The sequence below is a fragment of the Sphingomonas sp. DC5200-1 genome (assembly GCF_049897245.1).
Taxonomy (GTDB): Bacteria; Pseudomonadota; Alphaproteobacteria; order Sphingomonadales; family Sphingomonadaceae; genus Sphingomonas; species Sphingomonas aquatilis.
Window position 1 is genome coordinate 52,997 of record NZ_JAFCVW010000009.1, and the last position, 22,304, is coordinate 75,300.

Annotated in this window: 21 protein-coding genes; 16 read left to right on the top strand and 5 right to left on the bottom strand. The window is 64.9% G+C overall.

Annotated elements, in window-relative coordinates:
* The first annotated feature begins 1 nt into the window (after window position 1).
* The 5 genes from ACP7A3_RS16985 to ACP7A3_RS17005 are packed head-to-tail and all read left to right on the top strand — an operon-like array spanning window position 2 to window position 8,171.
* Entirely contained in the window at window positions 2–2,137 is a 2,136-nt protein-coding gene (locus ACP7A3_RS16985) for a conjugal transfer protein TraN (protein WP_426256704.1), read from the top strand.
* The gene (locus ACP7A3_RS16990; RefSeq protein WP_024310615.1) at window positions 2,134–2,541 is read left to right on the top strand and encodes a hypothetical protein; all 408 of its coding nucleotides are present in this window, start codon (window positions 2,134–2,136) and stop codon (window positions 2,539–2,541) included. Before ACP7A3_RS16985 ends, ACP7A3_RS16990 begins: the two co-directional genes overlap by 4 nt.
* A gap of 1 nt (window position 2,542) precedes the next feature.
* On the top strand, window positions 2,543–3,451 hold the full coding sequence (gene traF, locus ACP7A3_RS16995) for a conjugal transfer protein TraF (RefSeq protein ID WP_024310614.1): 909 nt from the start codon (window positions 2,543–2,545) through the stop codon (window positions 3,449–3,451).
* Window positions 3,451–4,893, top strand: a complete 1,443-nt coding sequence (locus ACP7A3_RS17000; RefSeq protein WP_037494469.1) for a conjugal transfer protein TraH — start codon at window positions 3,451–3,453, stop codon at window positions 4,891–4,893. The genes traF and ACP7A3_RS17000 overlap by 1 nt, the downstream gene beginning before the upstream one ends.
* A gap of 23 nt (window positions 4,894–4,916) precedes the next feature.
* Entirely contained in the window at window positions 4,917–8,171 is a 3,255-nt protein-coding gene (locus ACP7A3_RS17005) for a conjugal transfer protein TraG N-terminal domain-containing protein (protein ID WP_426256703.1), read from the top strand.
* Here ACP7A3_RS17005 and ACP7A3_RS17010 read toward each other — a convergent pair.
* Window positions 8,161–8,403 carry a hypothetical protein gene (locus ACP7A3_RS17010; protein ID WP_037569536.1) on the bottom strand — a complete coding sequence of 81 codons (243 nt, stop codon included), beginning with the start codon at window positions 8,401–8,403 and terminating at the stop codon, window positions 8,161–8,163. The two genes, ACP7A3_RS17005 and ACP7A3_RS17010, sit on opposite strands and share 11 nt — an antisense overlap.
* 116 nt (window positions 8,404–8,519) lie before the next feature.
* Between ACP7A3_RS17010 and ACP7A3_RS17015 the strand changes: the two genes are divergently transcribed.
* The 5 genes from ACP7A3_RS17015 to ACP7A3_RS17035 are packed head-to-tail and all read left to right on the top strand — an operon-like array spanning window position 8,520 to window position 10,264.
* Window positions 8,520–8,876 (top strand): hypothetical protein, encoded by a 357-nt coding sequence (locus tag ACP7A3_RS17015; RefSeq protein ID WP_007406320.1) that lies wholly within the window; start codon window positions 8,520–8,522, stop codon window positions 8,874–8,876.
* Between the two features lie 27 nt (window positions 8,877–8,903).
* Window positions 8,904–9,569 carry an SOS response-associated peptidase gene (locus ACP7A3_RS17020; protein ID WP_269450459.1) on the top strand — a complete coding sequence of 222 codons (666 nt, stop codon included), beginning with the start codon at window positions 8,904–8,906 and terminating at the stop codon, window positions 9,567–9,569.
* A 44-nt stretch (window positions 9,570–9,613) separates the two neighbouring features.
* Window positions 9,614–9,895 carry an HU family DNA-binding protein gene (locus ACP7A3_RS17025; RefSeq protein ID WP_010409234.1) on the top strand — a complete coding sequence of 94 codons (282 nt, stop codon included), beginning with the start codon at window positions 9,614–9,616 and terminating at the stop codon, window positions 9,893–9,895.
* 47 nt (window positions 9,896–9,942) lie between these two features.
* A complete protein-coding gene (locus tag ACP7A3_RS17030; protein WP_007406311.1) occupies window positions 9,943–10,095 on the top strand; it encodes a hypothetical protein in 153 nt (50 codons plus the stop codon).
* The gene (locus ACP7A3_RS17035; RefSeq protein ID WP_007406362.1) at window positions 10,070–10,264 is read left to right on the top strand and encodes a hypothetical protein; all 195 of its coding nucleotides are present in this window, start codon (window positions 10,070–10,072) and stop codon (window positions 10,262–10,264) included. Before ACP7A3_RS17030 ends, ACP7A3_RS17035 begins: the two co-directional genes overlap by 26 nt.
* Before the next feature lie 408 nt (window positions 10,265–10,672).
* Here the strand turns inward: ACP7A3_RS17035 and ACP7A3_RS17040 are convergent, their stop codons facing one another.
* Window positions 10,673–10,942: a metal-sensing transcriptional repressor gene (locus ACP7A3_RS17040; protein WP_116463005.1), complete on the bottom strand. Its 270-nt coding sequence runs from the start codon at window positions 10,940–10,942 to the stop codon at window positions 10,673–10,675.
* Between the two features lie 87 nt (window positions 10,943–11,029).
* Here ACP7A3_RS17040 and ACP7A3_RS17045 point away from each other — a divergent pair, with 87 nt between their 5' ends.
* From ACP7A3_RS17045 to ACP7A3_RS17065, 5 genes are read left to right on the top strand one after another with little or no spacing between them, the layout of a single operon-like run.
* Window positions 11,030–12,355, top strand: coding sequence for an MFS transporter (locus ACP7A3_RS17045; protein WP_426256702.1), 1,326 nt, complete (start codon window positions 11,030–11,032; stop codon window positions 12,353–12,355).
* Between the two features lie 47 nt (window positions 12,356–12,402).
* A complete protein-coding gene (locus ACP7A3_RS17050; protein WP_126013726.1) occupies window positions 12,403–12,738 on the top strand; it encodes a hypothetical protein in 336 nt (111 codons plus the stop codon).
* 53 nt (window positions 12,739–12,791) lie between these two features.
* Complete coding sequence (locus tag ACP7A3_RS17055) at window positions 12,792–14,051, top strand: TolC family protein (RefSeq protein ID WP_426256701.1); 1,260 nt, start codon at window positions 12,792–12,794, stop codon at window positions 14,049–14,051.
* Window positions 14,048–15,208, top strand: coding sequence for an efflux RND transporter periplasmic adaptor subunit (locus ACP7A3_RS17060; RefSeq protein ID WP_426256700.1), 1,161 nt, complete (start codon window positions 14,048–14,050; stop codon window positions 15,206–15,208). Before ACP7A3_RS17055 ends, ACP7A3_RS17060 begins: the two co-directional genes overlap by 4 nt.
* A complete protein-coding gene (locus tag ACP7A3_RS17065) occupies window positions 15,205–18,426 on the top strand; it encodes an efflux RND transporter permease subunit (RefSeq protein ID WP_426256699.1) in 3,222 nt (1,073 codons plus the stop codon). The genes ACP7A3_RS17060 and ACP7A3_RS17065 overlap by 4 nt, the downstream gene beginning before the upstream one ends.
* On the opposite strand, the gene ACP7A3_RS17070 is transcribed toward ACP7A3_RS17065, so the two are convergent.
* The 3 genes from ACP7A3_RS17070 to ACP7A3_RS17080 are packed head-to-tail and all read right to left on the bottom strand — an operon-like array spanning window position 18,423 to window position 21,357.
* Window positions 18,423–19,121, bottom strand: coding sequence for a superoxide dismutase (locus ACP7A3_RS17070; protein WP_426256698.1), 699 nt, complete (start codon window positions 19,119–19,121; stop codon window positions 18,423–18,425). The two genes, ACP7A3_RS17065 and ACP7A3_RS17070, sit on opposite strands and share 4 nt — an antisense overlap.
* Window positions 19,122–19,138: 17 nt before the next feature.
* On the bottom strand, window positions 19,139–20,536 hold the full coding sequence (chrA, locus tag ACP7A3_RS17075; protein WP_426256697.1) for a chromate efflux transporter: 1,398 nt from the start codon (window positions 20,534–20,536) through the stop codon (window positions 19,139–19,141).
* Window positions 20,533–21,357 (bottom strand): chromate resistance protein ChrB domain-containing protein, encoded by an 825-nt coding sequence (locus tag ACP7A3_RS17080; protein ID WP_426256696.1) that lies wholly within the window; start codon window positions 21,355–21,357, stop codon window positions 20,533–20,535. Before ACP7A3_RS17080 ends, chrA begins: the two co-directional genes overlap by 4 nt.
* A 261-nt stretch (window positions 21,358–21,618) precedes the next feature.
* Between ACP7A3_RS17080 and ACP7A3_RS17085 the strand changes: the two genes are divergently transcribed.
* Window positions 21,619–22,044 (top strand): hypothetical protein, encoded by a 426-nt coding sequence (locus ACP7A3_RS17085; RefSeq protein ID WP_426256695.1) that lies wholly within the window; start codon window positions 21,619–21,621, stop codon window positions 22,042–22,044.
* Window positions 22,045–22,304 lie beyond the last annotated feature (260 nt).

The following is a 22,304-nucleotide window of genomic DNA, read 5'->3' on the forward strand; positions in this document are numbered from 1 at the left end:
CATGCGGGGGGGCCGCATCCTGATCGGTCTTCTGGCGCCGGTTCTGGCAGCGCAGGCGCTCGCCCAGGTCCAGTCCACCCAGCAGGCCCAGCAGGGCGTCGGCGACTTCTACGGCCTGGGCGATTACACCTACTTCAGCGACACGACCCCCAAGCCCACCCCGACCCCCACACCCACATCCGCGCCGGTCGCCAAGACGACGGTGACCAGCGTCCCCGAGCCGAGCGCGGCTGTCGCGCGGACAACCGCCAGCTCGGCCCGCACGGCGCAGCCCGCGGCATCGAGCAATGCGGCAGCGGCCGAGCCGAGCGCGCAGTCGAGCAGTTCAACCTACACTTACCCCAAGGGGGATATGGCGGGTGCACGCGCCGAGGCGAAGGCCCTCGCGACGCCGGCGCGTCAGGCTTCGGGCGGCATCATCTCCTCGACCGATTTGCCCTCCACCATCCCGGGCTTCAGCAGCGGCCCGCAGCCCGGCGAAGCCTATGCCGACGATCCCGATGCGCTGATCGCCGCGGGCGGGTCGGCTGCAGGCGCGAACGAGGCGTGGCAGCTCGTCACCGATCCGGGCCGCAAAGTCGTGACTGTGCCTGCCGGCGATCTCACGCGCGCGCAGGACGTCGAGAAGGACCCGAACAGCTATCTCGCCGGTCAGTCGGTGGGCGGCACGGAAAGCAGCTGCAAGCCGCTGCCACCCAATGGCACCACCGATTATTACGAGGCGACCTGCAACAAAGGCGCGAAGCTCGAGGAAACCCCGGCGACCTGCACGGGCAGGATGGACCCGGTAATCGTCGATACATTGCGGTACTTCTACTACGGCGTGCGCGACCAGAACGAGGGCAACGGGTTCGCCCGCAACAGCGTGATGCAGGCCAAGGTCAGTGCCGGCATTTGCCGGGTCGAGGCGGGGACGCCGCATATCTGCGATGCGCAGATCGAATTGGGGGCGGGCGGCGGCAACGTCGAAGACTATCGTCGCTGGTGCAAGAGCCTGTCCTCAATGCGCACCACCGCGCAGCTTTATTCGTGCTCGGCCGAAATCCCCCAGGCGGAGATCCCGGCGCACCAGAATTACGCGACCGGCACAGTGTATCTCAGGAAGGAAGGTACGCGCGAGATCACGCTAAAGCGCAACGAGGGAAGCTGTCCGGCGCTGGTGGCCGACACCGCCTGCACCGCGACGGGACCGGAGGTCTGCACCGAGGGGCCTGAGACGCGGATCATTGACGGTGTGTCGGTCACGGCATCGTGCTGGGCGTGGTCGCGCCCGTTCACCTGCCAGCGCATCACCCAGGCGTCCGATTGCAGCGATCTGGAGAACGGCGGGAAATGCACCTTCCTGCGTGACGAGTGCCTCGACGATCCGCAGTCCGGTCCGTGCCAGGTCACGACGAAGGTCTACAAATGCCCGGTCCCGACGCCGCCTTCGACCGGTCCCAAGCAATATATCTGCGGTGATGACGTCTATTGCATCGACGGCGAATGCGAACCGGTCGAGCGCGAGGCGTCGACTGAGTTCAAGGACGCCGTGGTCGGGCTGCACGCGCTGGGCCAGGCCAATGCCGAGTTCGATCCCGATACGCTGACGCTGTTCTCGGGCAAGCGGCAGACCTGCCACAAGCCGGTGTTCGGACTGGTCAACTGCTGCGCGGGCAAGGCCTCGGGCCTCATCACGACCGCTGCCGGCGCGGCCGCGATCGCGGGCGGGCCGGTGGCGATCGCCGCGCTCGCGACGCCGTTCCTGACGATGTTCATGTGCTCGAACGACGAGAAGCTGCTCGACGTGCAGGACCGGATGGGGATGTGCCACAAGCTGGGCGAATATTGCTCGGACAAGGTGCTGGGCATCTGCACCTCCAAGAAGACGGCCTATTGCTGCTTCGAGAGCAAGCTGTCGCGCATCCTGCAGGAACAGGGTCGCCCGCAGATCAACAAGCCGTGGGGCAGCGCCAAGAAGGAAACCTGCAAGGGGTTCACGCTCGACGAATTCTCGCGCCTCGATCTGTCGGTGATGGATTTCACCGAGGTCTATGCCGAGTTCGTCGACGCCGCGAAGCTGCCCGACGAGATCGAAACCTCACGCCAGATCCAGGAGCGGATCAAGGCCTATTACGAGGCGAAGAAGAACCAATGACCGGCGTGACGCATCTGTCGGACCATCGTCCGTTTCCCGACCTTTCGGTCGCGGAATTCGCGGTGCTGATCGCACTCCTGCGCGCCGGACCGCACCCGGCCGGGTTCCTCATCCCGACGCTCGACAGCTGGTTCGATACGAAGCTCTGCGTCGCCGATCTCGAACCGACGATCGCGCGGCTGATCCGCGCCAACCTCATCCTGCGCCGGGGCGAGACGCTCTACCCGCGCCGGCACGCCCGCAACCTCATCATCGGGGTGTACGGCAACCTGTTCCGCATCCTCGCCGACGACATGGCGCAGCTCGTGTCGCTCAAGGAGCCGTCGCTCCTCGGAACGCTCAAATCCTACCTCACCCGCCGCGAACAGGAAGATCGCGAAAAGCAGAAGAAGAAGGACGACTGACATGCGCAAGGCCCTGACCCTCGCTCTCATCCTCTCGGTCGCATCGCCCGTGCTGACGCCGGCGACGGCGCAGGAGCTGACGCCGCTGCCGGATTCGGTGTCGTCCACCCGCGATGCCGGTGACGACGGCCGCGATGGCGGTCAGGATAGCTATGGCAGCGCGGACGATCTCGGATCGGCCGACCGCGTCGCGGCGCAGACCGGCGACGACTTCTACTGCCGCGAACGGCGGCTCGGCACCTGGTTCTACTGCGACAAGCCCAAAGCCAAGCCCGCCGAGCAGCGGTCGGCGCAGCCCGCGCGGTCGTCGGCCGAGCAGCTTGCGGCGATCTCGAAACAGCTGGAGGAGTTGAAGGCGCGGGCGATCCTCGAGCCGACGCCCGAGAACATCAGCCACTATATCGCCTTCCAGCGCGAGCAGCTCGATCGCGCCTCGTCGTTCGCCGACATGTGGCAGCGCACGGTGTGGCAGAACCCCGACCTCGACTACACGCTCCAGCGCCCCGTCAGCCAGCTGGGCAAGCGAACCTGGCTCGACACGCGCAACGCCGATCGCGAGCGCGTGTTGTCGCAGATCTCCCAGCGGTACGGCGTGTTCTATTTCTACTCGTCGGCCTGCGCCGCGTGCGAGACCTTCGGGCCGATCATGCGCAGCGTCTCGGATCGCTTCGGCCTGACCGTCATGGCGATCTCGCTCGATGGCGGGCCGACCCGTGCCTTCCCGAACTACACGGTCGACACCGGGCAATACAAGGCGATGGGCATGCGCGGCCAGCAGGTGCCCGCGCTCGTCCTGTTCGACACCGTCACCAAGCAGCCGATGCCGATCGGCTACGGCGTGATGGCGGCCGACGAGGTGATGAACCGCATCTTCACACTGACCAGCGTCAAGCCCGGGAGTGACTTCTGATGGTCCGCTCGATCGTCCGCTTCTGCGCCGCGGTTCTCGCGCAGGCCAGCATGATCCTCGCGCTTGGCGGTCTCGTCGCGACGCCGGCGATGGCCGACGTCCAGGGCGAGATGAACAGCTATTTCAACAAGTCGGGCGCGGCCGCGAACGTGACCGGCCCGACCGCCTTCCAGGGGCAGTCGGCGGGCTATTACTCGGGTGGTTCGCTGTGGAGCCGCTTTCCGCAGAAGTCGATCAACCCGGTCAGCGTCGCGCTCCCCAGCGCGCGCGGCGGCTGCGGTGGCATCGACCTGTTCGCGGGGTCATTCTCGTTCATCAACGCCGACGAGATCGTGGCGATGCTCAAGGCGACCGCCAACAACGCGATCGGCTTCGCCTTCCAGCTCGCGATCGACAGCATCTCCGCGCAGATCGGCGGGGTGATGAAGGACATGAGCCAGCGCGTGCAGCAGCTGAACGCGTTCAACATGTCCTCCTGCGAGGCGGCGCAGCAGGCGGTCGGCTCGCTGTGGCCGGCGATGGACGGGGCGTCCTCGACGATCTGCCAGCAGGTCGGCGGGGCGAAGGGCTTCTTCTCCGACGCGGCCGCGGCGCGCCACGGCTGCACCAACAAGGGCGAGCGTGAGGATACGATCGCGCGTGCCGGCGACGACGCCGAGCTGGTCCAGTCGAAGAATTACACCTGGTATGCACTGAACGCCAAGAGCGCAACCAAACCGTCCCGGGAATATGCCGAGTTCCTCATGACGATGGTCGGCACGATCATTTATGACGCGACGAAGGCGAAAGACAGCATGGGCGCGTTCCAGTTCATCGCGCCGGCCAGCTGGGACACCTATCAGGCGCTGCTCGACGGCACCGCCTCGGCGCCGACCGACGTGTGGCAGTGCGACACGACCGACGACAAGGGGTGTCTGAAGCCCACGCCCACCAAGCTAAGCATCTCGACCAACGAGGCGCTGCGTACGCGCGTCCTCAAGGCGATGGACAGCATGTCGGGCAAGATCCGCTCCAACGCCGCGCTGTCGGGTGACGAGATCGCGCTGCTCGGGATGACCTCGATCCCGCTCTACAAGATCCTCGTCGTCAACGAGGCGGCGCACATGGGCCTGTCGGGCGGCGATCGCGCGACCCTCGCCGAGATGGTCGCGATCGACATGCTGATGTCGATGTTGGACCGGATGCTGGACACGATCTCGCAAGCACAGGCGGGCGCGAAGTTCGTCTCGACCGACGAGTTCAAGGCGTGGCGCGCCCAGGTCGACAGCGTGAAGACCGAGCTGTCGCGGCGCAGCGAGAAGATGGCCGGGCAGATCTCCAATACTTACCGGGTGATCCAGTACACCCAGTTCATGGAATCCACCCTCAAGAACACCATGAGCCCGCAGCTGTCGGCTTCGCTCCGGTTCGGACGCGGTCTCAGCGCGCAGGGCTTGCGGTAAACGGCGGCAAGGGAGCGACGACGATGGGCGGGCTCGAAGTCTTCACGATCGGCGGGGGCGAATATATCGTCAACGTCTTCAACGCGGTCGCGGCATGGACCGGGGGCGGGGGCTACCGCTCGATGCTCCAGGTCGTGATGGTGATGGGCTTCATCTACTCGCTGTTTGTCGTCGCCTTCTCGCTCGACTGGCGCGCGTGGTTCAACTGGTTCCTCCAGTCGACGCTGATCTACATGATGCTGATGGTCCCGACCGTTACGGTGAAGGTGACCGACCGCATCAACCCCGCGCTCGCTCCGGCTGTGGTCGATAATGTGCCGCTGGGGTTAGGCGTGATGGCCTCGTTCACGAGCCAGGTTGGCGACTGGATGACGCGCTCGGCCGAAACCGTGTTCGTCATGCCTAACGCGCTCGCGCTGACCAACAACGGCATGATCTACGGCGCGCGGCTGATGGACAAGGCACGCACCTTCCAGATCACCGACAGCGTGTTCCGCGCCAACCTCGATGAGCATCTGAAGCAATGCACCTTCTATGACGTGCTGCTCGGCTTCAAGGCGATGGACGATCTGACCAAGACCAGCAATCTTTGGGAATCGATCGGGCCGGGGTCGCCGGCACGCAGCCAGCGGTGGATTACATCGACCGGCCCAGGCACCACCGAAAACTCGATCATCCCGTGCAACGAAGCCTATTCGCGCATGGATGGTCAGTGGCAGGCTGCCTATGACAAGGATCTGCTGCCGTTCGCCAAGAGTGCATATCCCGGGATCGCCGACGCGGTTGCGGCACAGCGCATCCGCGATGACCTGCCGGTAGTCGCCGCGCAGATGCACGGCACCTCGACCGATGCCTATTCTTACCTGAAACAGATCTCGATGATCGACGCGTTCCTGGCCGCGCGCGAGAGCTTCTCCGACGCCGGGTGGGACGCCTACGCGTCGCAGCGCGCGGATGCCCAGGCCAAGAACACCTACACCTCGATCGCGACGCAGGCGATGACCTGGGTGCCGCTGCTCGGTATCGTCCTGACTGTCGTATTCTACGCGATGTTCCCGGTGCTTTTCCCGCTGTTCCTGTTCCCCAGGACCGGCCTGCAGACGCTCAAGGGCTATGCGACCGGGTTCTTCTATCTCGCCTCCTGGGGGCCGCTCTACGTCATCCTGCACATGTTCGTGATGAGCAGGGCCGCCAGCCTCTATCATGCGGCATCGCCGACCGGGCCGACGTTGCTGGTCTCCGACGGCATGGCGAGCGTCAATGAATCGATCTCGACGCTCGCCGGCTTCCTGATGATGAGCGTGCCGTTCATCGCCGGCGGCATGGCGCGCGGCGCGATGGCGATCGCGGGACATGCGACCTCGATGCTGCAACCGGCGCACAGCGCGGCCGAGCAGGCGGCGACCGAGCGCACGACCGGCAACTATTCGTATGGCAACACCTCGTTCCAGAACCTCACGTCGGGCATGACCCAGGCGAACAAGTTCGACGATCAGCCCAAGTTCAATTCGGGCTATTCGGTCGGCACGTTCACGAATGCCGATGGCGGGGTGACCTACGGCTTCGCGGACGGGACCAACGCGTTCGACACACGTCAGGGCATCTCGAACCTCGCGTTCACGCCGACGCGGACCGCAGGGTTCGACAGCAGCATGAGCCGCGCGCTCTCGGACGGGCAGACGCACACCCAGTCGCTCCGCAGCGCCGCCTCGCAGTCGTGGAACGCGACCGCGACGACGGCGACGGATCTGCTGTCGGCCGCTGAGCATCGTCGGGGAAGTTCGACCGAGACGGGGTCTGGGTTCAATAACAGTGTCGCTCGAATGACTGATATATCGAGGAGTCTTTCGCACGGCCTTACGAGCCGCTTTGGTTTTAGTGAGGCCGATAGCCAGCAAGTGGCGCGGATTTCGCAAACCACAGGCGATGGTCATGCAGGAATCGATTATCTGATCAAAAAGTGGGGACTGTCTGGCAAGGCTGGTCTGGGACTGAAGCTTTCGTCCATGTCCGCTGAAAATACTGGCAGAACAGTTTCTAGCGACCAAGCGTTGGGCGAATTGCAAGAGTATCTTACCAAAGAAACGAATACGACGCAGGCTCGTTCAGCTCGCGATGAATTCATGCGCGAAACCAGCACGAGCGGAGATAGCGAGGTTCGGTCGCTGTCGCAGAAGCTGGGCGTCAGCGTCGGGGAATCGCGATCGGCGTCGTTGGAAGCAACGCGTGCTGAAGAGACGTTCCAGCGCGTCAGCAACGATGTCAGGGAGGCCTCGGCACGGGGTTGGTCGCTCAACCGGAACGAGAGCCAGGAGTTTGTCGTGTACGCTCAGGAGCGGTTGCTAGGCGACGATACGCTGTCGCAGTTCGGGTGGACGCCGGGGATGGTGATGCCCCGCACCCCGCAACAGGAACAGGTGCGCGATATCCTGCTTGGTGAGTTCATGGAGCGCCGCGTCGCATCGGTCCGCGACGAATTGGGTGTAAGCGTGCCTGAGCGCCTGTCCGGGCAGCTGCATGGCCCTGCATCGGCGACACCGGGTGCAGTACAACAATGGGGTAATGAGCGCGCCGCCGGCGTCAGGGCGCAAGGGCCGGATGTATCGATCCGCGAGAGTTCGCGCGATCTCGATCTGGCCGGCAATGTCGCTGACGCGATTCCGAACGCATCAGCGCGCATCACGCGCGGCGCGTTCGAGGTCGGCAACGGCGTCGACGACGCGAGAGGGACGGCGGGTCAGCTCGGTGACCATGTCCGGGAGCGCAACGACGCGTGGATCACGACGACACTTCCCGGTGTCGAGGGCGCGCGCAACTGGGTCCGTGACAACCTCGGTATAGGCGCTGGCACCAGCCATGTATACGAAGTCCCCCGCGGTGAGCGGGCAATGTTGCCGATCTCTGGGCGGCTGAGTTCAGGAATGGGTGGTCGGATTGACCCGGTCACCGGCGAGCCGGGACGGCATCACCGTGGCGTGGATATTGCAGCACCAGCAGGGACAGAAATCCGTGCGCCAGCCTCGGGTCAGGTCATACGAAACGACTTCCAGGCCAACGGCGCCGGCAATTATGTAGTCCTGCAGCATGGCGACGGCTCACAGAGCAAATACTTCCACATGCAGGATCGGTCGGCTTTTCAGGTTGGAAGTACCGTCCAGGCTGGGGCGGTGATCGGGCGTGTTGGCAGCACCGGAAAATCGACCGGGTCGCATCTTCACTACGAACTGTGGAAAGATGGCGCTCCGGTCGACCCGCGTAGATTTCAGCTTAGGAACTGAAAGGTGAGAGAAAAAATCCGCAGATAATAAGCGCCGCGATCAAGAACAAAGGCCACGCAGGACCGTCAGCATTGGGGAAAGATATATCGTCGCTGTCAGTGCTGGTAGAACCCTCGGTGATTAGCTCCCGCCCACGCTGCGTCATTGGATCGAGTAAATTATCAGGGTTGAAGTATAGCGAATGGTTGGCAGTGCTGCCCCAGTCCATCTGGCCAGTTTCGTGGTTCAACATGGCCGCTCCTTCCTCAATCCGTGGCTGACCGTGATGGTCAGAATTAGGCTTGCAAAGTCTAGCATATCGGATTGAGTTTGGCGAGGATTTTCACCCGTACTGACGGAGTGGGCACGGTGGAGCAGGACGGCGAAAACCCGCGCACGATCGAACGCTACGAGGCGCTGCTGCGCGAGCATCTGCTGTTCTACGATGCGCTGCGTTTGCGCGAGCGTCGGCCGAGGAGCGCGGCGCAGCGCCAGTTCCAGGACGTGGCGTGGGGGAAGGCCGCGCCGGTCACCGATCACGAGCTCGCCTATGTCTGGCACTTGAAGGCGCGTAGGATCGCGCCGTTCAACATTCCGGTGCCGGCACCGCATATCGACGACGTGATGGCCGGATTCGACGTCGGCGCGCGGCCGGTGAGTGGCGACGTTGGCACGAAATGGGATAATGCCTGGCGCGAGTATCGCGGTGGCCGGGAGTTCTTCTAGCCTGGGCACGATGAAGGAGCCGGACCGATCTGCAACCGATATCGGCTGAGCGCCAAACAGGCCGCGGTGATGCGGGCGGTCGGTTTCGAGCCGCCTTATCCCGAGGACGAGACCTACCCGGTGCCGCGCGAGATCTTCCCGACGGGCAAGAAGACAGCGCGCTACGGACTGGTCGTCAGGCGGGCAGGGGAGGGTAACCGCCCGCTTGAGCCGATCGCGATGGAATGGGGCTTCCCGACCAAGGTAGCGAGCAAGCGCGACCCGGCGGTCAAGCTGGACAAGTTCGTCACCAATGCGCGGTATCTCTCATCGTCGATGTGGAAGCCGTCGATCGCCAATCCCGATCGGCGCTGCCTGGTCCCGTTCACGCACTTTGCCGAGCCGCATCCCGAGGGCGGGAAGGGCGACGATGGCAAACCCCGCCAGATGTGGTTTTCGCTGCCCGACCAGCCCATCGCCTTCTTCGCCGGTCTGTGGCGGCCGACCGAGCGCGGCGATGCCTATGCCTTCTGCACCACCTCTCCCAACGCCACCGTCGATCCCTGGCATCCCAAGGCCATGCCGGCGATCCTTCACCCTCGCGATTTCACGGCATGGCTCGACGGCAGCTATGAAGACGCCCTGAAGCTCGTCCGCCCCTACGAGGGCGAGATGAGCGCGCAGGAGGCAACTCCCGATGGCGGCGCGACGTGAACCGGGCTAAGGCCGGTCCAATCATTCACGACCGGGACGTGTTCATGACGACGACATCCGATCTGGCCGAACAGCTCTCTAATACCCATGGCCTCGCAAAGGCGGACGCCAGGAAGGTCATCGATGCGATCCTTGCGAACATCACCGCGGCTGTCGCGACGGGCGAGGAAGTCAGCCTCAACGGGTTCGGCAAGTTCAAGCTGAAGGACACCCCAGAGCGCCAGGGGCGCAACCCGTCGACAGGCGAGGCGATCACGATCGCGGCGTCGCGCAAGCTGACGTTCGCGCCGGCGAAGGCGGTCCGCGACCGGATGAACGGCAAGTGATAAACGGGCCAGAGTTTTAGAACGCTGGCCTAAACTGAGGGGACTTCATGGCCGATACCGCAGCCGACTACCGCGCGAGGGCAGCGGCCGATCTTGCCGAGGCGCAGCAGCTCGTTCTCCCCCATGCTCGGGACCGTATGCTGCATTCGGCCGATCGCTGGTCGAAGATGGCTGATGCGGCCGATCGCCGTGTCCGGTAAGGAAAGCACGACGGTCGCGCTCGACGTGGCTAACTGGTCAGCGGTCCAGGCAATGGTCGAGCGTCTCGACGACAGGGCTGTGATAGCGATCTACGAGCTGGCCGAAGGCGCTGGTCCGGTCGCGGACCTCGCGGCCGCACAGATGGAAAAACGCAACCTCGACTATTGAGCCAAGTTAAGAGTTCGGCCGCTGGTTAAGCCGCTGTTGCCGACCCGGCACAAGCCACGTTCCTGTTGTTCCCGCGATTTAGAGAAGACATAATCGTCACCAGATAGAAATGACACCGTCTGGTAGCAGCGGGGGCAGCGTGGAGCCATCCAAACAGCGCAGCGCTGCCCCCGCTGATGCCATTACCTCACGGCTCCTGACCCCGGACCCGCTGCGCCAGCAGCGGGCTTGGTTACCCTGGTTTTCACGCGGCTGACCTTTCCCGAAACTCCATGTCCGATGCCGCATTTCGGGAAAATACAATCGGGAACATATTTCGGGAAAATCAGCCCCGGAGCCGCGAGGCGTAGCCGGTTTGCGGCCCAGGATCTCGATCGACCTTCCCAATCGGGAAAGCAGAGTGCCGCGTCACCAGTATTTCGAAATCGCTCGAAACTGCTCGACGGCGACCTTCGTCCCTTCGCCCTCCTCGGCATGAACGAGGCAGTGATCGATGTGGTCGTTGATGAGCGCGCGCTTGGCGCTGGCAATCGCACTTTCGACGGCCTGGAGCTGCTGGGCGATGTCGACGCAAGGCCGCTCTTCCTCGATCATCCCGACGATGCTGCGCAGATGACCCGCTGCGCGGTTCAGGCGCTTGATGATCGCCGGGTGGCTGGAGTGCGCGTTATGAGACATGCCCTCAATGTACGACGCCGGCGCTGATGTTGTCGAGTATCCCCCCAGGGGGATAGACGACATCCCCCTGGGGGGATAAGAGACGTCATGCTCAGCGTCCTGGCAAATCGGACTTACCGTCATCTGTTTCTCGCCCAGATCATCGCGTTGATCGGGACGGGGCTGGCGACTGTTGCGCTGGGGCTGCTGGCTTATGACATCGCCGGTGGTAGCGCCGGGGCCGTGCTGGGCACAGCGCTCGCGATCAAGATGGTTGCCTATATCAGCGTCGCGCCGATCGCAGGCGCATTCGCCAACCGCGTACCCCGGCGGGCGTTGCTGGTCAGCATGGATGCGACCCGCGCGGTCGTGGCGATCTGCCTGCCGTTCGTGAACCAGGTCTGGCAGGTCTATGTCCTGATCTTCGTCCTGCAATCGGCATCGGCCGCTTTCACGCCGACGTTTCAGGCAACTATCCCGGATGTCCTGCCGGACGAGCGCGACTATACCCGTGCCCTGTCGCTGTCGCGTCTCGCCTATGACATGGAGAGCCTGACCAGCCCCATTCTCGCGGCCGGCCTGCTGACGGTGATGAGTTATCACTGGCTGTTCTCGGGCACCGCGATCGGCTTCGTCGCTTCGGCGCTGCTCGTCGTCTCGACCGTGTTGCCCCGGCCGACGCCGGTCGATGATCAGGGCGGCATCTATGACAAGACGACGCGGGGAACGCGCATCTACCTCCGGACGCCGCGCCTGCGCGGGCTGCTCGCCCTGACGCTCAGCGCCGCTGCCGCTAGCGCAATGGTCATCGTCAATACCGTCGTCATCGTGAAGGGCCTGGGCCTGAGCCAGCGCGATGTCGCACTGACGCTCGCCGCTTTTGGAGGCGGCTCGATCACCGCGGCGCTGACCCTGCCGCGGGTATTGGACAGGATCGCCGATCGCACGGTGATGATCGTCGCCGCTGCCGTGCTGACGATCACGCTCGCGGCGCTCGCCGCGATCAGCGCGACGATGACGCCGGGCGCTGCCTATTGGCACGTCTTGCTGGCGGGCTGGCTGGTCATGGGCGTCGCCTACTCCGCAAGCGTCACGCCGTCCGGACGACTTCTTCGCCGATCGGCCAATGCCGAGGACCGGCCCGCCCTGTTCGCGGCGCAGTTCGCGCTCAGCCATGTGTGCTGGCTGATCTGCTATCCGCTCGTCGGACAGTTGGGCGCTCGCGTCAGCATGAGCGCGGCCTTCGTCGGCATGGCGGCGCTGTCTGCCATCGGCGTCGTCGCGGCGCTTCGCCTATGGCCGGCGAATGATCCGGACGTCATTCCGCATGACCATGCCGATCTACCCGCCGACGATCCCCACCACGCAGAGCACGCCAAGGGCGATCATGCTTTCGTGATCGATCGCCGTCATCCGAAGTGGCCGAACCGGTGATGCGCTTGTCCGTTACAGGCGGTCAGCGTAGTTTCGGCAGAATGCCTATGCGTCATCCTCGATCCGCGCTGCTGGGCGCCGTGCTGGCGCTGGTCGCCATGCTCGGCCTGATCGGCCTGTCGGGGTGGCACAATGCGATCGTCCATGACGACGATGCGATCCATGCGTCAGTGATCGAGCATAGCCACGATACGCCCGAGAAATCCGATCCCGATGCACCGATCCATGTGTTGGCGCACGCGACAGGGCATTGGGTAGCGTTTGACGGGGCGCTCCCGTCCGAGCGGATGATCCTCGTTGCCGACCGGCAATGGATGATCGGCACCGCTCGTCTGCCCGGAGGGATCGACCCCGCAGAGTTTCTTCGACCTCCACGAGCCTGAGCCGGTACCGGCGCCAACCGCGCCACCAAGCTCACCTTTGCAGGAAGAAGATCATGAACGGCCCCAGTCGCCGGCAGCGCAGGCTTGCGCTGGCCGGTATGCTCGTAATGCTGTGCCCCATCGGCACGGCCGGTGCGCAGACGGCACCACCCTTCGCTCAGCTCCTGCGTCAGGCGCAGACGGCTCCGCGCGTGACCGCCCTCGATGCGGACGTGGCCCGCGCACAAGGCCTTGCAGAACAGGCGCGCGCGCGGCCCAATCCCTTCATCAACGTCTACGCCGAGAACTTCGCCGGCGACTTGCAGAACAACGCGCGCAATCAGCAGCAGACCACCTTCCAGATCGATCAGCCGATCGAGCTGGGCGGCAAGCGTTCCGCACGGATCGCGGCCGGCGAGGCGGGCATCGCCGCGGCGCAGGCACGGAACCGCGACGGCCGCCTGCTCTTCGCCACCGAACTGGCACGCGCCTATGCGGGTGCCGAGGTCGCGGATCGCCGGATCGCGCTCGCCGAGGACGAGGTGGAGGAGGCGACCGCCGACCTGAAGGTCGCTCGCGCCCTTGTCGGTGCCGGCAAGGAAGCACGGTTGCGCCAGCTTCAGGCGGAAACCGAACTCGCGACCCTCGAAGCCGATCTTGAAGTCGCGCGTGCCCAGAAGACAGCGGCGCTCGCGCGGCTTTCAGGCTTGGCAGGTTCCCCGACGACGTTCACCGGGGTTGGGGAATCCCTGCTCGATCGGATGAACGCGCGACCGTCGAGCGGACCGGTCGATCCGATGCAGGCAACGACGGTCAAGGTCGCGGAAGCGGAACGGGAGGCAGCTGCAAGAGCCGTTACGGTACAGCAACGGCTTGCCGTTCCCAACATCACGGCGCAGCTTGGCGTTCGCCAGCTTCGCGTCGCCAGCGGCCCCGCCGTCGTCGCCGGGGTATCGGTGCCGCTGCCGTTCTTCGATCGCAACCGGGGCAATATCGATGCAGCCCGTGCCGATCTTCAGGGAGCCGAAGCCCGCGCCGCAGCGGCGCGGCTCGAAGCGGAGACCGGCGCGCGGGCCGCTCTCGTCCTCGTGCAGGCAGCCGATACGCGCGCGGTAGCCGCACAGCGGACGATGCGGACCGCCGAGGAGGCGTATCGCCTTGCACGTATCGCCTATGAGGCGGGCAAGGCACCCCTGATCGAATTGCTTGCCGCCCGTCACAATCTCGGCGCCACCCGGGGTGTCATCCTCGAAGCCGACATCGCGCGTCTCGACGCCCGCGCCAACCTTGCCCGCCTGTCGGGCCTCAGCATCACTGGAGAAACGGTCCAATGACCGGGAAAAATCGTCTCTATGCCGGGGCCGCCATCGGGCTGGTCGCGGCTGCCGCGCTCGGTTTCGGTGTCGCGCGCCTCACCCAGGCACCTGTTCCGACACCGGCTCCGACAGAAGCGACCGCACCGGCAGCGTCAAACGACAGGCTGGTCATCACGCCGCAAGCCATCGCGACGTCACAGATCACCGTCGCTCCTACCGCCTCGGGCGAGCTGGATGCCGCAGTCATCGCGTCCGCCACGGTCGAGGCTACTCCAGACGCCGAAGCGGTGCTGACTGCCCGCGCCCCGGGGACGATCACGCGCATCTTTTCGCGGATCGGCGATCCCGTCCGGGCAGGTCAGACACTCGCCCTGGTCGAGAGCCGCGACGCCTCGCAGATCGCGGCCGACCGCGCATCGGCATCGGCGCGCGTAACGCTCGCCCAGCGCCAGCTCGCGCGCGAACGGACTTTGCTCGCGCAGGGCGTCAGCCCGCGCGCCGACTATGAATCCGCACAGGCCAGTCTAGCGGTGGCTCAAGCCGACGCGCGCCGCGCCAGCGCAGCGGCCGGGGCCGTGCGCGTCACTGGCGACGGACGCTCCGTGGCGATCGTCAGCCCGATCGCCGGTCGCGTAACCACCGCCGCTGCCAACCTTGGCCAGTATATCGCGGCGGAAACCGAGCTGTTCCGGGTTGCCGATCCACGTCGCCTACAGATTACTGCCAACGTGCCCCCGGCCGATGCCATGCGGGTCCGCACCGGCGATCGGGTTGAGTTGAGCACGACAGACGGGCGTACCATCGAAGGCCGTGTGCGTGCCGCAACGGGCGTCGTCGATCCGCAGTCGCGCACGGCGACAATCGTAGTGACGCCGACTGCCGGCACCAGCACGCTCGCGCCCGGACAGCTCGTGCAGGCACGTATCCTTGCCAGCGGCGGTACGACCAAGGGTGGCGTCATGGTCCCGCAGGATGCCGTGCAGACGCTGGGCGATCAGACGGTGGTGTTCGTGCGGACGCCGCAGGGGTTCAGGGCGCAGCCTGTCCGCATTGCAAGCCGCTCGGGCGGCATGGTCGCCATTGCCGATGGTATCAGCGCCGGCACGCAGATCGCCACGACCAACGCCTTCCTCATCAAGGCCGAACTCGAAAAGAACGTGGGAGGCGAGGAATGATCGAGCGCATCCTATCGACGTCGGTTCGCCTCCGATGGCTGGTTGCTTTCCTAACCCTCGTCGTCGTCGCGTTCGGGGCATGGCAGATCACGAAGCTGCCAATCGACGCGGTGCCGGACGTCACCAACCGTCAGGTGCAGATCAGCACCTTTGTCCCCTCGCTCGGCCCGGTCGATGTCGAAAAGCAGGTGACGTTCCCCGTCGAGACGGCATTGGCGGGCATCCCCGGGTTGGAGATGACGCGCTCGTTTTCGCGCAACGGCTTCAGCCAAGTGACGGCGGTCTTCACCGACGCGACCAGCGTCTATTTTGCGCGTCAGCAGGTCACGGAACGGCTCGCTCAGGCGAAAGATAGCCTGCCGGCGGGGGTGCAGCCCATCCTCGCACCGCTCAGTACTGGGCTGGGCGAGATCTTCTTCTACTCGATCGCCTTCCGTCACCCTGACGGCAAGGGCGTGAAGACGGTCGATGGTCAGCCGGGTTGGCAGTCGGACGGCAGCTATCTGACACCGGAGGGCGAGCGGCTGACCACCGAACTCGCCAAGGCTGCCTATCTGCGCACGGTGCAGGACTGGATCATCCGGCCGCAGATGCGCAACGTGAAGGGCGTCGCGGGGGTCGATTCCAACGGCGGTTACGTCAAACAGTATCTGATCGAACCTAACCTCAATGCGCTCGCTTCCTACGGCATCTCGATCACCGAGCTGGCCGACGCGATGGAGCGGGCGAACGTCTCGGCAGGCTCGAACTATGTGCGCCGCGCCGGCGAAAGCTTCCTGGTCCGCGCTGATGCCCGCCTGAAGTCGATCGAGGACATCCAGGAGGCAGTCGTCGCCACCCGTAACGGTGTACCCGTGCGGGTCAAAGACGTGGGGCAAGTGACGATCGGCGGTGCGGTACGCACCGGGTCGGGCAGCCGCATGGGGTCGGAGGCGGTCATCTCGACCGTGCTGATGCTGGTGGGCGAGAACAGCCGCATCGTCGCGACCACGGTTGGAGAGAAGCTGGAGCAGATCAACCGGACACTGCCGCCCGACGTGTTCGCCGAGCCGGTCTATAATCGCTCGAAGCTCGTCAACGCGACGATCGCGACCGTCGAGAAGAACCTGATCGAGGGCGCGTTGCTCGTCATCGTCGTCCTGTTCCTGTTGCTCGGCAACGTCCGCGCCGCGCTCATCACCGCCGCGGTCATTCCGATCACGATGCTGATGACGGCATCGGGCATGAATGCGCTGGGTGTGTCGGGCAATCTGATGAGCCTTGGCGCGCTCGACTTCGGCCTGATCGTCGACGGGGCGGTCATCATCGTCGAGAATGCGCTGCGCCATCTTGCCGAGCGTCAGCACGCCGAGGGCCGCCTGCTGACTCTGGAGGAGCGTCTTGAGACGACCGCCGCATCGGCGAAGGAGATGATCCGGCCGACCGTCTTCGGGCAGCTCATCATCTTCCTCGTTTTCGTGCCGCTGCTCACCTTCCAAGGCGTCGAGGGCAAGACATTCTCGCCGATGGCGACGACGCTGATGATCGCGCTGGCCTGTGCCTTCGTCCTGTCGCTAACCTTCGTGCCGGCGATGATCGCGATCCTTATCAAGGGCCGGGTCAGCGAGACGGAGGTGAAGCCGATCCGCTGGTTCAAGGAGCGGTATGCACCGCTGCTGGGCAAGGCGATCGCCCGACCGCTGCCGTTCATCGCGGCCGGTGCTGGCGTGTTCCTCGCGGCGGTGTTCTGCTTCGGCTTCCTCGGCGAGGAGTTCATGCCGCAGCTCGACGAGAAGGACATCACCGTCACCAACTTCCGCGTGCCCTCGGCCTCGATCGACCAGTCGACGCAGATGCAGATGCGGATCGAGGATGCGTTGAAGACGCTGCCGGAAGTGGCGCTGGTCTTCTCCAAGAACGGCAACGCCGACCTCGGCACCGACCCGATGCCGCCCAACTCGTCTGACACCTACGTCATACCCAAGCCGGAAAGCGAATGGCCGGCGGAGGTAAAGAGCAAGGAGGATATCATCGCCCGCATCGAGGAGCGGATGAAGGGGGTCATCGGCAACCGGACCGAAATCCAGCAGCCGATCCAGATGCGCTTCAACGAGCTGATCGCCGGCGTCCGCGCCGATGTCGCGATCAAGCTCTATGGTGACGACCTCGATGCGATGAGCGCACAGGCCCAGAAGATCGCCAATGCGGTGCGCACCATCCCTGGCGCGGGCGATGTCAGCGTCGAGCAGACGGACGGCGCTCCCACCTTCGATGTGCAGATCGACCGTCAGGCGGCCGGACGGCTCGGCTTGTCGGTCGAGGAGGTGGCGAACACCGTCTCGGCTGCCCTGGGCGGCCGGGAGGCCGGGCTGTTGTTCGAGGGCGATCGACGCTTCTCGGTGGTGGTGCGTCTGCCTGACGCGCAGCGCGACGACATCGATACGCTGGGCGCGATCCCGGTCATGCTGCCGACGCCCGAGGGACAGACCGCGCGCTCGATCCCGCTGCGCGAGGTGGCGCGGTTCAATTACACGCAAGGGTTGAACCAGATCAGCCGCGAGAACGGCAAACGCATGATGACCGTGCAGGTCAATGTGCGCGGCCGCGACCTTGGCGGCTTCGTCAAGGAAGCCGAGGCGCGCATCGACGCGATGCAGCTTGCTGCCGGCATGTATACCGGTTGGGGCGGCACCTTCGAGAGCCTGCAATCGGCGCGGCTTCGCCTGATGCTGGTGGTACCGATCTGCTTCCTCGCGATCTATGCGCTGCTCTACATGGCGCTTGGCGGCTTCATCCCGGCGCTGATCGTCTTCTCGGCGGTGCCTATGGCGCTGGCGGGCGGCGTCTTCGCCCTTCTGCTGCGCGGCATTCCCTTCTCGATCACCGCTGCGGTCGGGTTCATTGCCCTGTCGGGCGTCGCCGTCCTCAACGGCCTCGTCATGATGGGCGCGATCCGAAAGCATCGCGAGGAAGGCGAGGACGACGACCGCGCCATTGCCGATGGTGCAATGGAGCGGGTTCGTCCTGTTCTGATGACGGCGCTGGTGGCGTCGCTCGGCTTCGTACCGATGGCGCTTGCCACCGGCACGGGTGCGGAGGTGCAGCGCCCGCTTGCCACGGTCGTCATTGGTGGCCTCATCACGTCGACCGCGCTGACGCTGCTGGTACTGCCGGCGATCACCGCATGGGCGTCGCGTTTTCAGCGACGCCGCAAGGTGGCCGAACCAGCCCTTGCCTAGATCGGTGCCGCCAGTCGCTCGAACCGGCGACTGGCGGCATCCCAGCTCAGCACCTTCATGTATGTGTCGACGTAATCACCGGCCTTCGCGCCATAGTCGATCGCATAGGCGTGTTCGTACATGTCGAGCGCTAGGAGCGGTGTTCCCCCTGCCAGCGTCATCGTATGATCGGCCGCCCATTGGTTGGTCAGGCGCCCGTCGCGTTCGCTCCAGGCGAGCAATACCCAACCCGATCCGCCCGCCAGAGCCTTGCCCATGCCGGTAAATTCGGCCGCCCAGCGTGCATGACTGCCGAAGTCGCGTTCGATCGCCTGCGCGAGACGGGCACCGGGCCGCGAAGCGCCTCCCAGCCCGGCGAAATAGATTTCGTGGAGGATCATCGAGTTCCACGCGATCAGCTCCTCGCGCTTCAGCCCATTCAGCGTAAAGCCCGGTGCCGACAGCGGATCGAGCTTAGCAAACTCGGCCTTGATCGCTCCCAGGCGTTTGACCGCACCGACATAGTTGTTGTCGTGGTGGCTGGTCAGCAGTTTGGCGGACAGGCCAGGTAGCGTGCCTGCATCGAACGGCAGCGGCCGGGGTGTGAAGGCTGGCGACGGAGTGGCGGGGCCTTGCGCGACAGCAGGCCCGCTCAACGAGACGGCACCCGCTGCGATACCCAAACCCAGCGCCGAGCGACGATCGATCGTATCCATCGATTTCTCTCCGTTCATCATTGGATTGCCCCAAGCGCATAAAGTGCCAGGCCCGCGGCTGACGTTGCTAAAAGGGTCGTGATGACCCCCGCCCGCGTCATAAAGATCGCGTAGGCGGCCCCCAGCGACAGGACAAAGGCGGCGGGATCGATGCTGGTCAGCACCGGCGCATCGAAGCGGAACGGCCCCGCTGCGACCATCGTCGTCTCGCGGAACAGTGTGTGCAGCGCGAACCACACCGCAAGATTAAGGACGACGCCCACGACCGCCGCGGTGATGGCGGAGAGCGCGCCGGCGACTGCGGCATTGCCGCGAAGCCGCTCGATGAAGGGTGCCCCGAGGAAGATCCACAGGAAGCATGGCACGAACGTTACCCATGTCGCGAGCAGACCGCCAAGCGTGCCGGCCACCAGCGGCGACAGCCCGCCGGGATCGCGATAGGCGCCGAGGAAGCCGACGAATTGCAGGACCATGATGAGCGGGCCGGGCGTCGTCTCCGCCATACCGAGGCCATCCAGCATCTCCTTCGGCCCCAGCCAGCCATAATTCTCGACGGCCTGCTGCGCGACATAGGCGAGGACGGCATAGGCGCCCCCGAACGTCACCATCGCCATCGTCGAGAAGAAGGTCGCGATGCGGCTGAATACGTCATCGGCCCCGAGCGCGATCAGCAGCGCCGCGACCGGGACGAGCCAGAGAGCCAGCCACACCAGCGCCGTGCGGATCGTCTCAGCCCAGGTCGGCCGCGCATGGGCTGGCAGCTCCTCCCCGAGCAGAGTGTCCGCGTCGGCTACGACCGCGCCCTTGGATGCGCCGTGCCCGCCGCCCCTGAAGGCCGTGCTGCCCTGCCGGGTGGACCACCATCCGATAATGCCGGCGCCCAGCACGATTAGCGGGAATGGTGCACCGACGAAGAAGATCAGGACGAACGCCAGCGCCGCAAGCGCCCTTGCCGGTGTCGACTTGAGCGCTCGGCCGCCGATCCGCACCACCGCCTGAAGCACGACGGCCAACACGGCGCACTTGAGGCCGAAGAACAACGCTGAGACGATACCGACGCGACCATAGAGGACATAGACCCAACTCAGCGCCATGATTGCAACCGCGCCGGGTATGACGAACAGCACGCCCGCGACGATGCCGCCCTTCGTGCGGTGCATCAGCCAACCGATGTAGGTGGCGAGCTGCTGCGCCTCCGGCCCGGGCAGCAACATGCAGTAGTTGAGGGCGTGGAGGAACCGTTGCTCGCCGATCCAACGTTTTTCGTCGACGAGGATGCGGTGCATCACCGCGATCTGCCCGGCCGGACCACCGAACGAAAGCATCGCAATCCGCAGCCAGACCCAGAAGGCTTGACCGAGCGTGACCGGCTCGGGGCGCACCGGGGTAGCGGCTTCCGCCGTCACGGCAGTCATGCCGACACCTTAGCGCGCGCCGGCTGATGCGAGGACCAGTTGTGCTTTTCGCCCTGCGCGTCGCGGCACCAGCGATAGAGCGCGTCATACACTGCCATGCCGGCTTCGAGCTGGACGTGATCGTCGCTGTGAATGCGCGATAGCCCGAGTGAGATGGCAAGGAGTCCTGCCGCCTCTGGCACCAGGTCCAGGCGATCGGTATCGGCACCGCGCACGATCGTAGCGAGACGGACCAGCGGTTCATGCGTGTCCAGCCCAAAGGCTTCGACCATCACGTCGAAGGTGCAACGCTCGCCACGATGGCTCCAGAAAACGCCTTCGTCCGCGACGTCGAACGGCTCGGCCTGCTGCTGCGTGGCGACGGTCAGCACTTCGCCGGGCGCCACGAACAGGAAGCGTGCCTCCGGATCAACGAAGCGTCGGATCAGCCAGGGGCAGGCGATGCGGTCGACCTTGGGTCGCGCCCGCGTGACCCACCATGTGCGGCCGTCGTCATGCCGCGGTGGGAGATGGGTCAGGGAAATCGTAGGCAGCGCGCTTGCCGCCCATGCGGTAAATCCGCCTTCCAGCACTTCGGCCGCGACACCCTCACTTCGAAGAATAGCCGCCGCGGCAACCGCCGGCCCGCTGCCATCGGCGTCCACTAGTGCGGCGGTTGACCCGGCGGCATATCCCCATCGGATCGGATCGGGGTGAGCTGGGAACAGTGATCCCGGAATCGCTTCTGTCGGTCCGTCGCGCAGATCGACGATACGAGGCGAGCTGGCAGATGCGACCAAGCGGGCGAGTTTATCCGGTGTGATGGCGTTTGGAGCAGGCATGACGCGTCCCTTGCGTGTTCGTGCTGGACGCGATTCTCTAGCTGACGCCTCGTGGGGAGATCGCAGTCCCCATGCGCTTAATCAGCCATGCTCAACATGCGATGTCAATTGCCATCGCATCTGTCCCGATTTCCCCTGCAGACGAGTTTCGAGACGCCTTTTCCGTTCCCGTTATTCGATCCCAATAGGACGGCCTTGGCCGTCCCGCCCGTCGTTCCTTTGCGGGAAGCCTCAGGACGCTGGTCCTAATAGGCTGGGAGGATGGATGGTCAGCCCCTCTTAGGCGGTCGCAGCACAAGCGGCGTGGTTCGGATCGGCAATACGATGCGGCGTCCGATCATGCGTGACGCGGGGTTTGGCCATGCTTGCCTGCTTCACCTTGAAAAAATCGGCTTCCGCCATGCTCCCCGCTTTCGAGGCATAGATGATGCCGGGCGCGAGGTTCTATCGTTCATTCCCGGCGTCGTGCCCTCTGATCTGGGGGCATACTCAGACGATCAACTGGCAGCAGCCGCGAACCTGCTTCGTGGCTTCCACGACGCGACGGCCGACATGCCGGCGATCCAGGCGGCCGGGTTCGAGGTAGCCTGCCATAACGATTGGACTCCGACGAACACCGTCTTCGTGGACGACATGCCAGCGGCGATGATCGACTTCGATACCGTACAGCCGGGAGAGAGGCTGTAGGATTTGGGCTACTCTGCCTTCACTTGGCTCGATCTAGGTAACGACGATCATGCTCCTGCCGAGCAGGTGCGTCGCCTAGGTGTGTTTGCAGCAGCCTACGGACATGCGGAATGTACCGTGTCGCGGATCGCTGCATATGCCCTAACGCGGCAGGCGGCGCTTGCCGCGTCCACCCGTGCGCGGGGAAAGATCGAGATAGCGGAATGGGCGGCGTCCTGTGCCGATTGGACGGCCTTGAACATCGTGGAGCGGCTGATGCC

What these genes read in the sequence shown, in the direction of transcription:
- ACP7A3_RS16985 (WP_426256704.1), top strand. Translation starts at nt 2, where the DNA reads ATGCGGGGGGGCCGCATCCTGATCGGTCTTCTGGCGCCGGTTCTGGCA.
- ACP7A3_RS16990 (WP_024310615.1), top strand. Translation starts at nt 2,134, where the DNA reads ATGACCGGCGTGACGCATCTGTCGGACCATCGTCCGTTTCCCGACCTT.
- traF (WP_024310614.1), top strand. Translation starts at nt 2,543, where the DNA reads ATGCGCAAGGCCCTGACCCTCGCTCTCATCCTCTCGGTCGCATCGCCC.
- ACP7A3_RS17000 (WP_037494469.1), top strand. Translation starts at nt 3,451, where the DNA reads ATGGTCCGCTCGATCGTCCGCTTCTGCGCCGCGGTTCTCGCGCAGGCC.
- ACP7A3_RS17005 (WP_426256703.1), top strand. Translation starts at nt 4,917, where the DNA reads ATGGGCGGGCTCGAAGTCTTCACGATCGGCGGGGGCGAATATATCGTC.
- ACP7A3_RS17010 (WP_037569536.1), bottom strand. Translation starts at nt 8,403, where the DNA reads ATGTTGAACCACGAAACTGGCCAGATGGACTGGGGCAGCACTGCCAAC.
- ACP7A3_RS17025 (WP_010409234.1), top strand. Translation starts at nt 9,614, where the DNA reads ATGACGACGACATCCGATCTGGCCGAACAGCTCTCTAATACCCATGGC.
- ACP7A3_RS17030 (WP_007406311.1), top strand. Translation starts at nt 9,943, where the DNA reads ATGGCCGATACCGCAGCCGACTACCGCGCGAGGGCAGCGGCCGATCTT.
- ACP7A3_RS17035 (WP_007406362.1), top strand. Translation starts at nt 10,070, where the DNA reads ATGCGGCCGATCGCCGTGTCCGGTAAGGAAAGCACGACGGTCGCGCTC.
- ACP7A3_RS17040 (WP_116463005.1), bottom strand. Translation starts at nt 10,942, where the DNA reads ATGTCTCATAACGCGCACTCCAGCCACCCGGCGATCATCAAGCGCCTG.
- ACP7A3_RS17045 (WP_426256702.1), top strand. Translation starts at nt 11,030, where the DNA reads ATGCTCAGCGTCCTGGCAAATCGGACTTACCGTCATCTGTTTCTCGCC.
- ACP7A3_RS17050 (WP_126013726.1), top strand. Translation starts at nt 12,403, where the DNA reads ATGCGTCATCCTCGATCCGCGCTGCTGGGCGCCGTGCTGGCGCTGGTC.
- ACP7A3_RS17055 (WP_426256701.1), top strand. Translation starts at nt 12,792, where the DNA reads ATGAACGGCCCCAGTCGCCGGCAGCGCAGGCTTGCGCTGGCCGGTATG.
- ACP7A3_RS17060 (WP_426256700.1), top strand. Translation starts at nt 14,048, where the DNA reads ATGACCGGGAAAAATCGTCTCTATGCCGGGGCCGCCATCGGGCTGGTC.
- ACP7A3_RS17065 (WP_426256699.1), top strand. Translation starts at nt 15,205, where the DNA reads ATGATCGAGCGCATCCTATCGACGTCGGTTCGCCTCCGATGGCTGGTT.
- ACP7A3_RS17070 (WP_426256698.1), bottom strand. Translation starts at nt 19,121, where the DNA reads ATGGATACGATCGATCGTCGCTCGGCGCTGGGTTTGGGTATCGCAGCG.
- chrA (WP_426256697.1), bottom strand. Translation starts at nt 20,536, where the DNA reads ATGACTGCCGTGACGGCGGAAGCCGCTACCCCGGTGCGCCCCGAGCCG.
- ACP7A3_RS17080 (WP_426256696.1), bottom strand. Translation starts at nt 21,357, where the DNA reads ATGCCTGCTCCAAACGCCATCACACCGGATAAACTCGCCCGCTTGGTC.
- ACP7A3_RS17085 (WP_426256695.1), top strand. Translation starts at nt 21,619, where the DNA reads ATGGATGGTCAGCCCCTCTTAGGCGGTCGCAGCACAAGCGGCGTGGTT.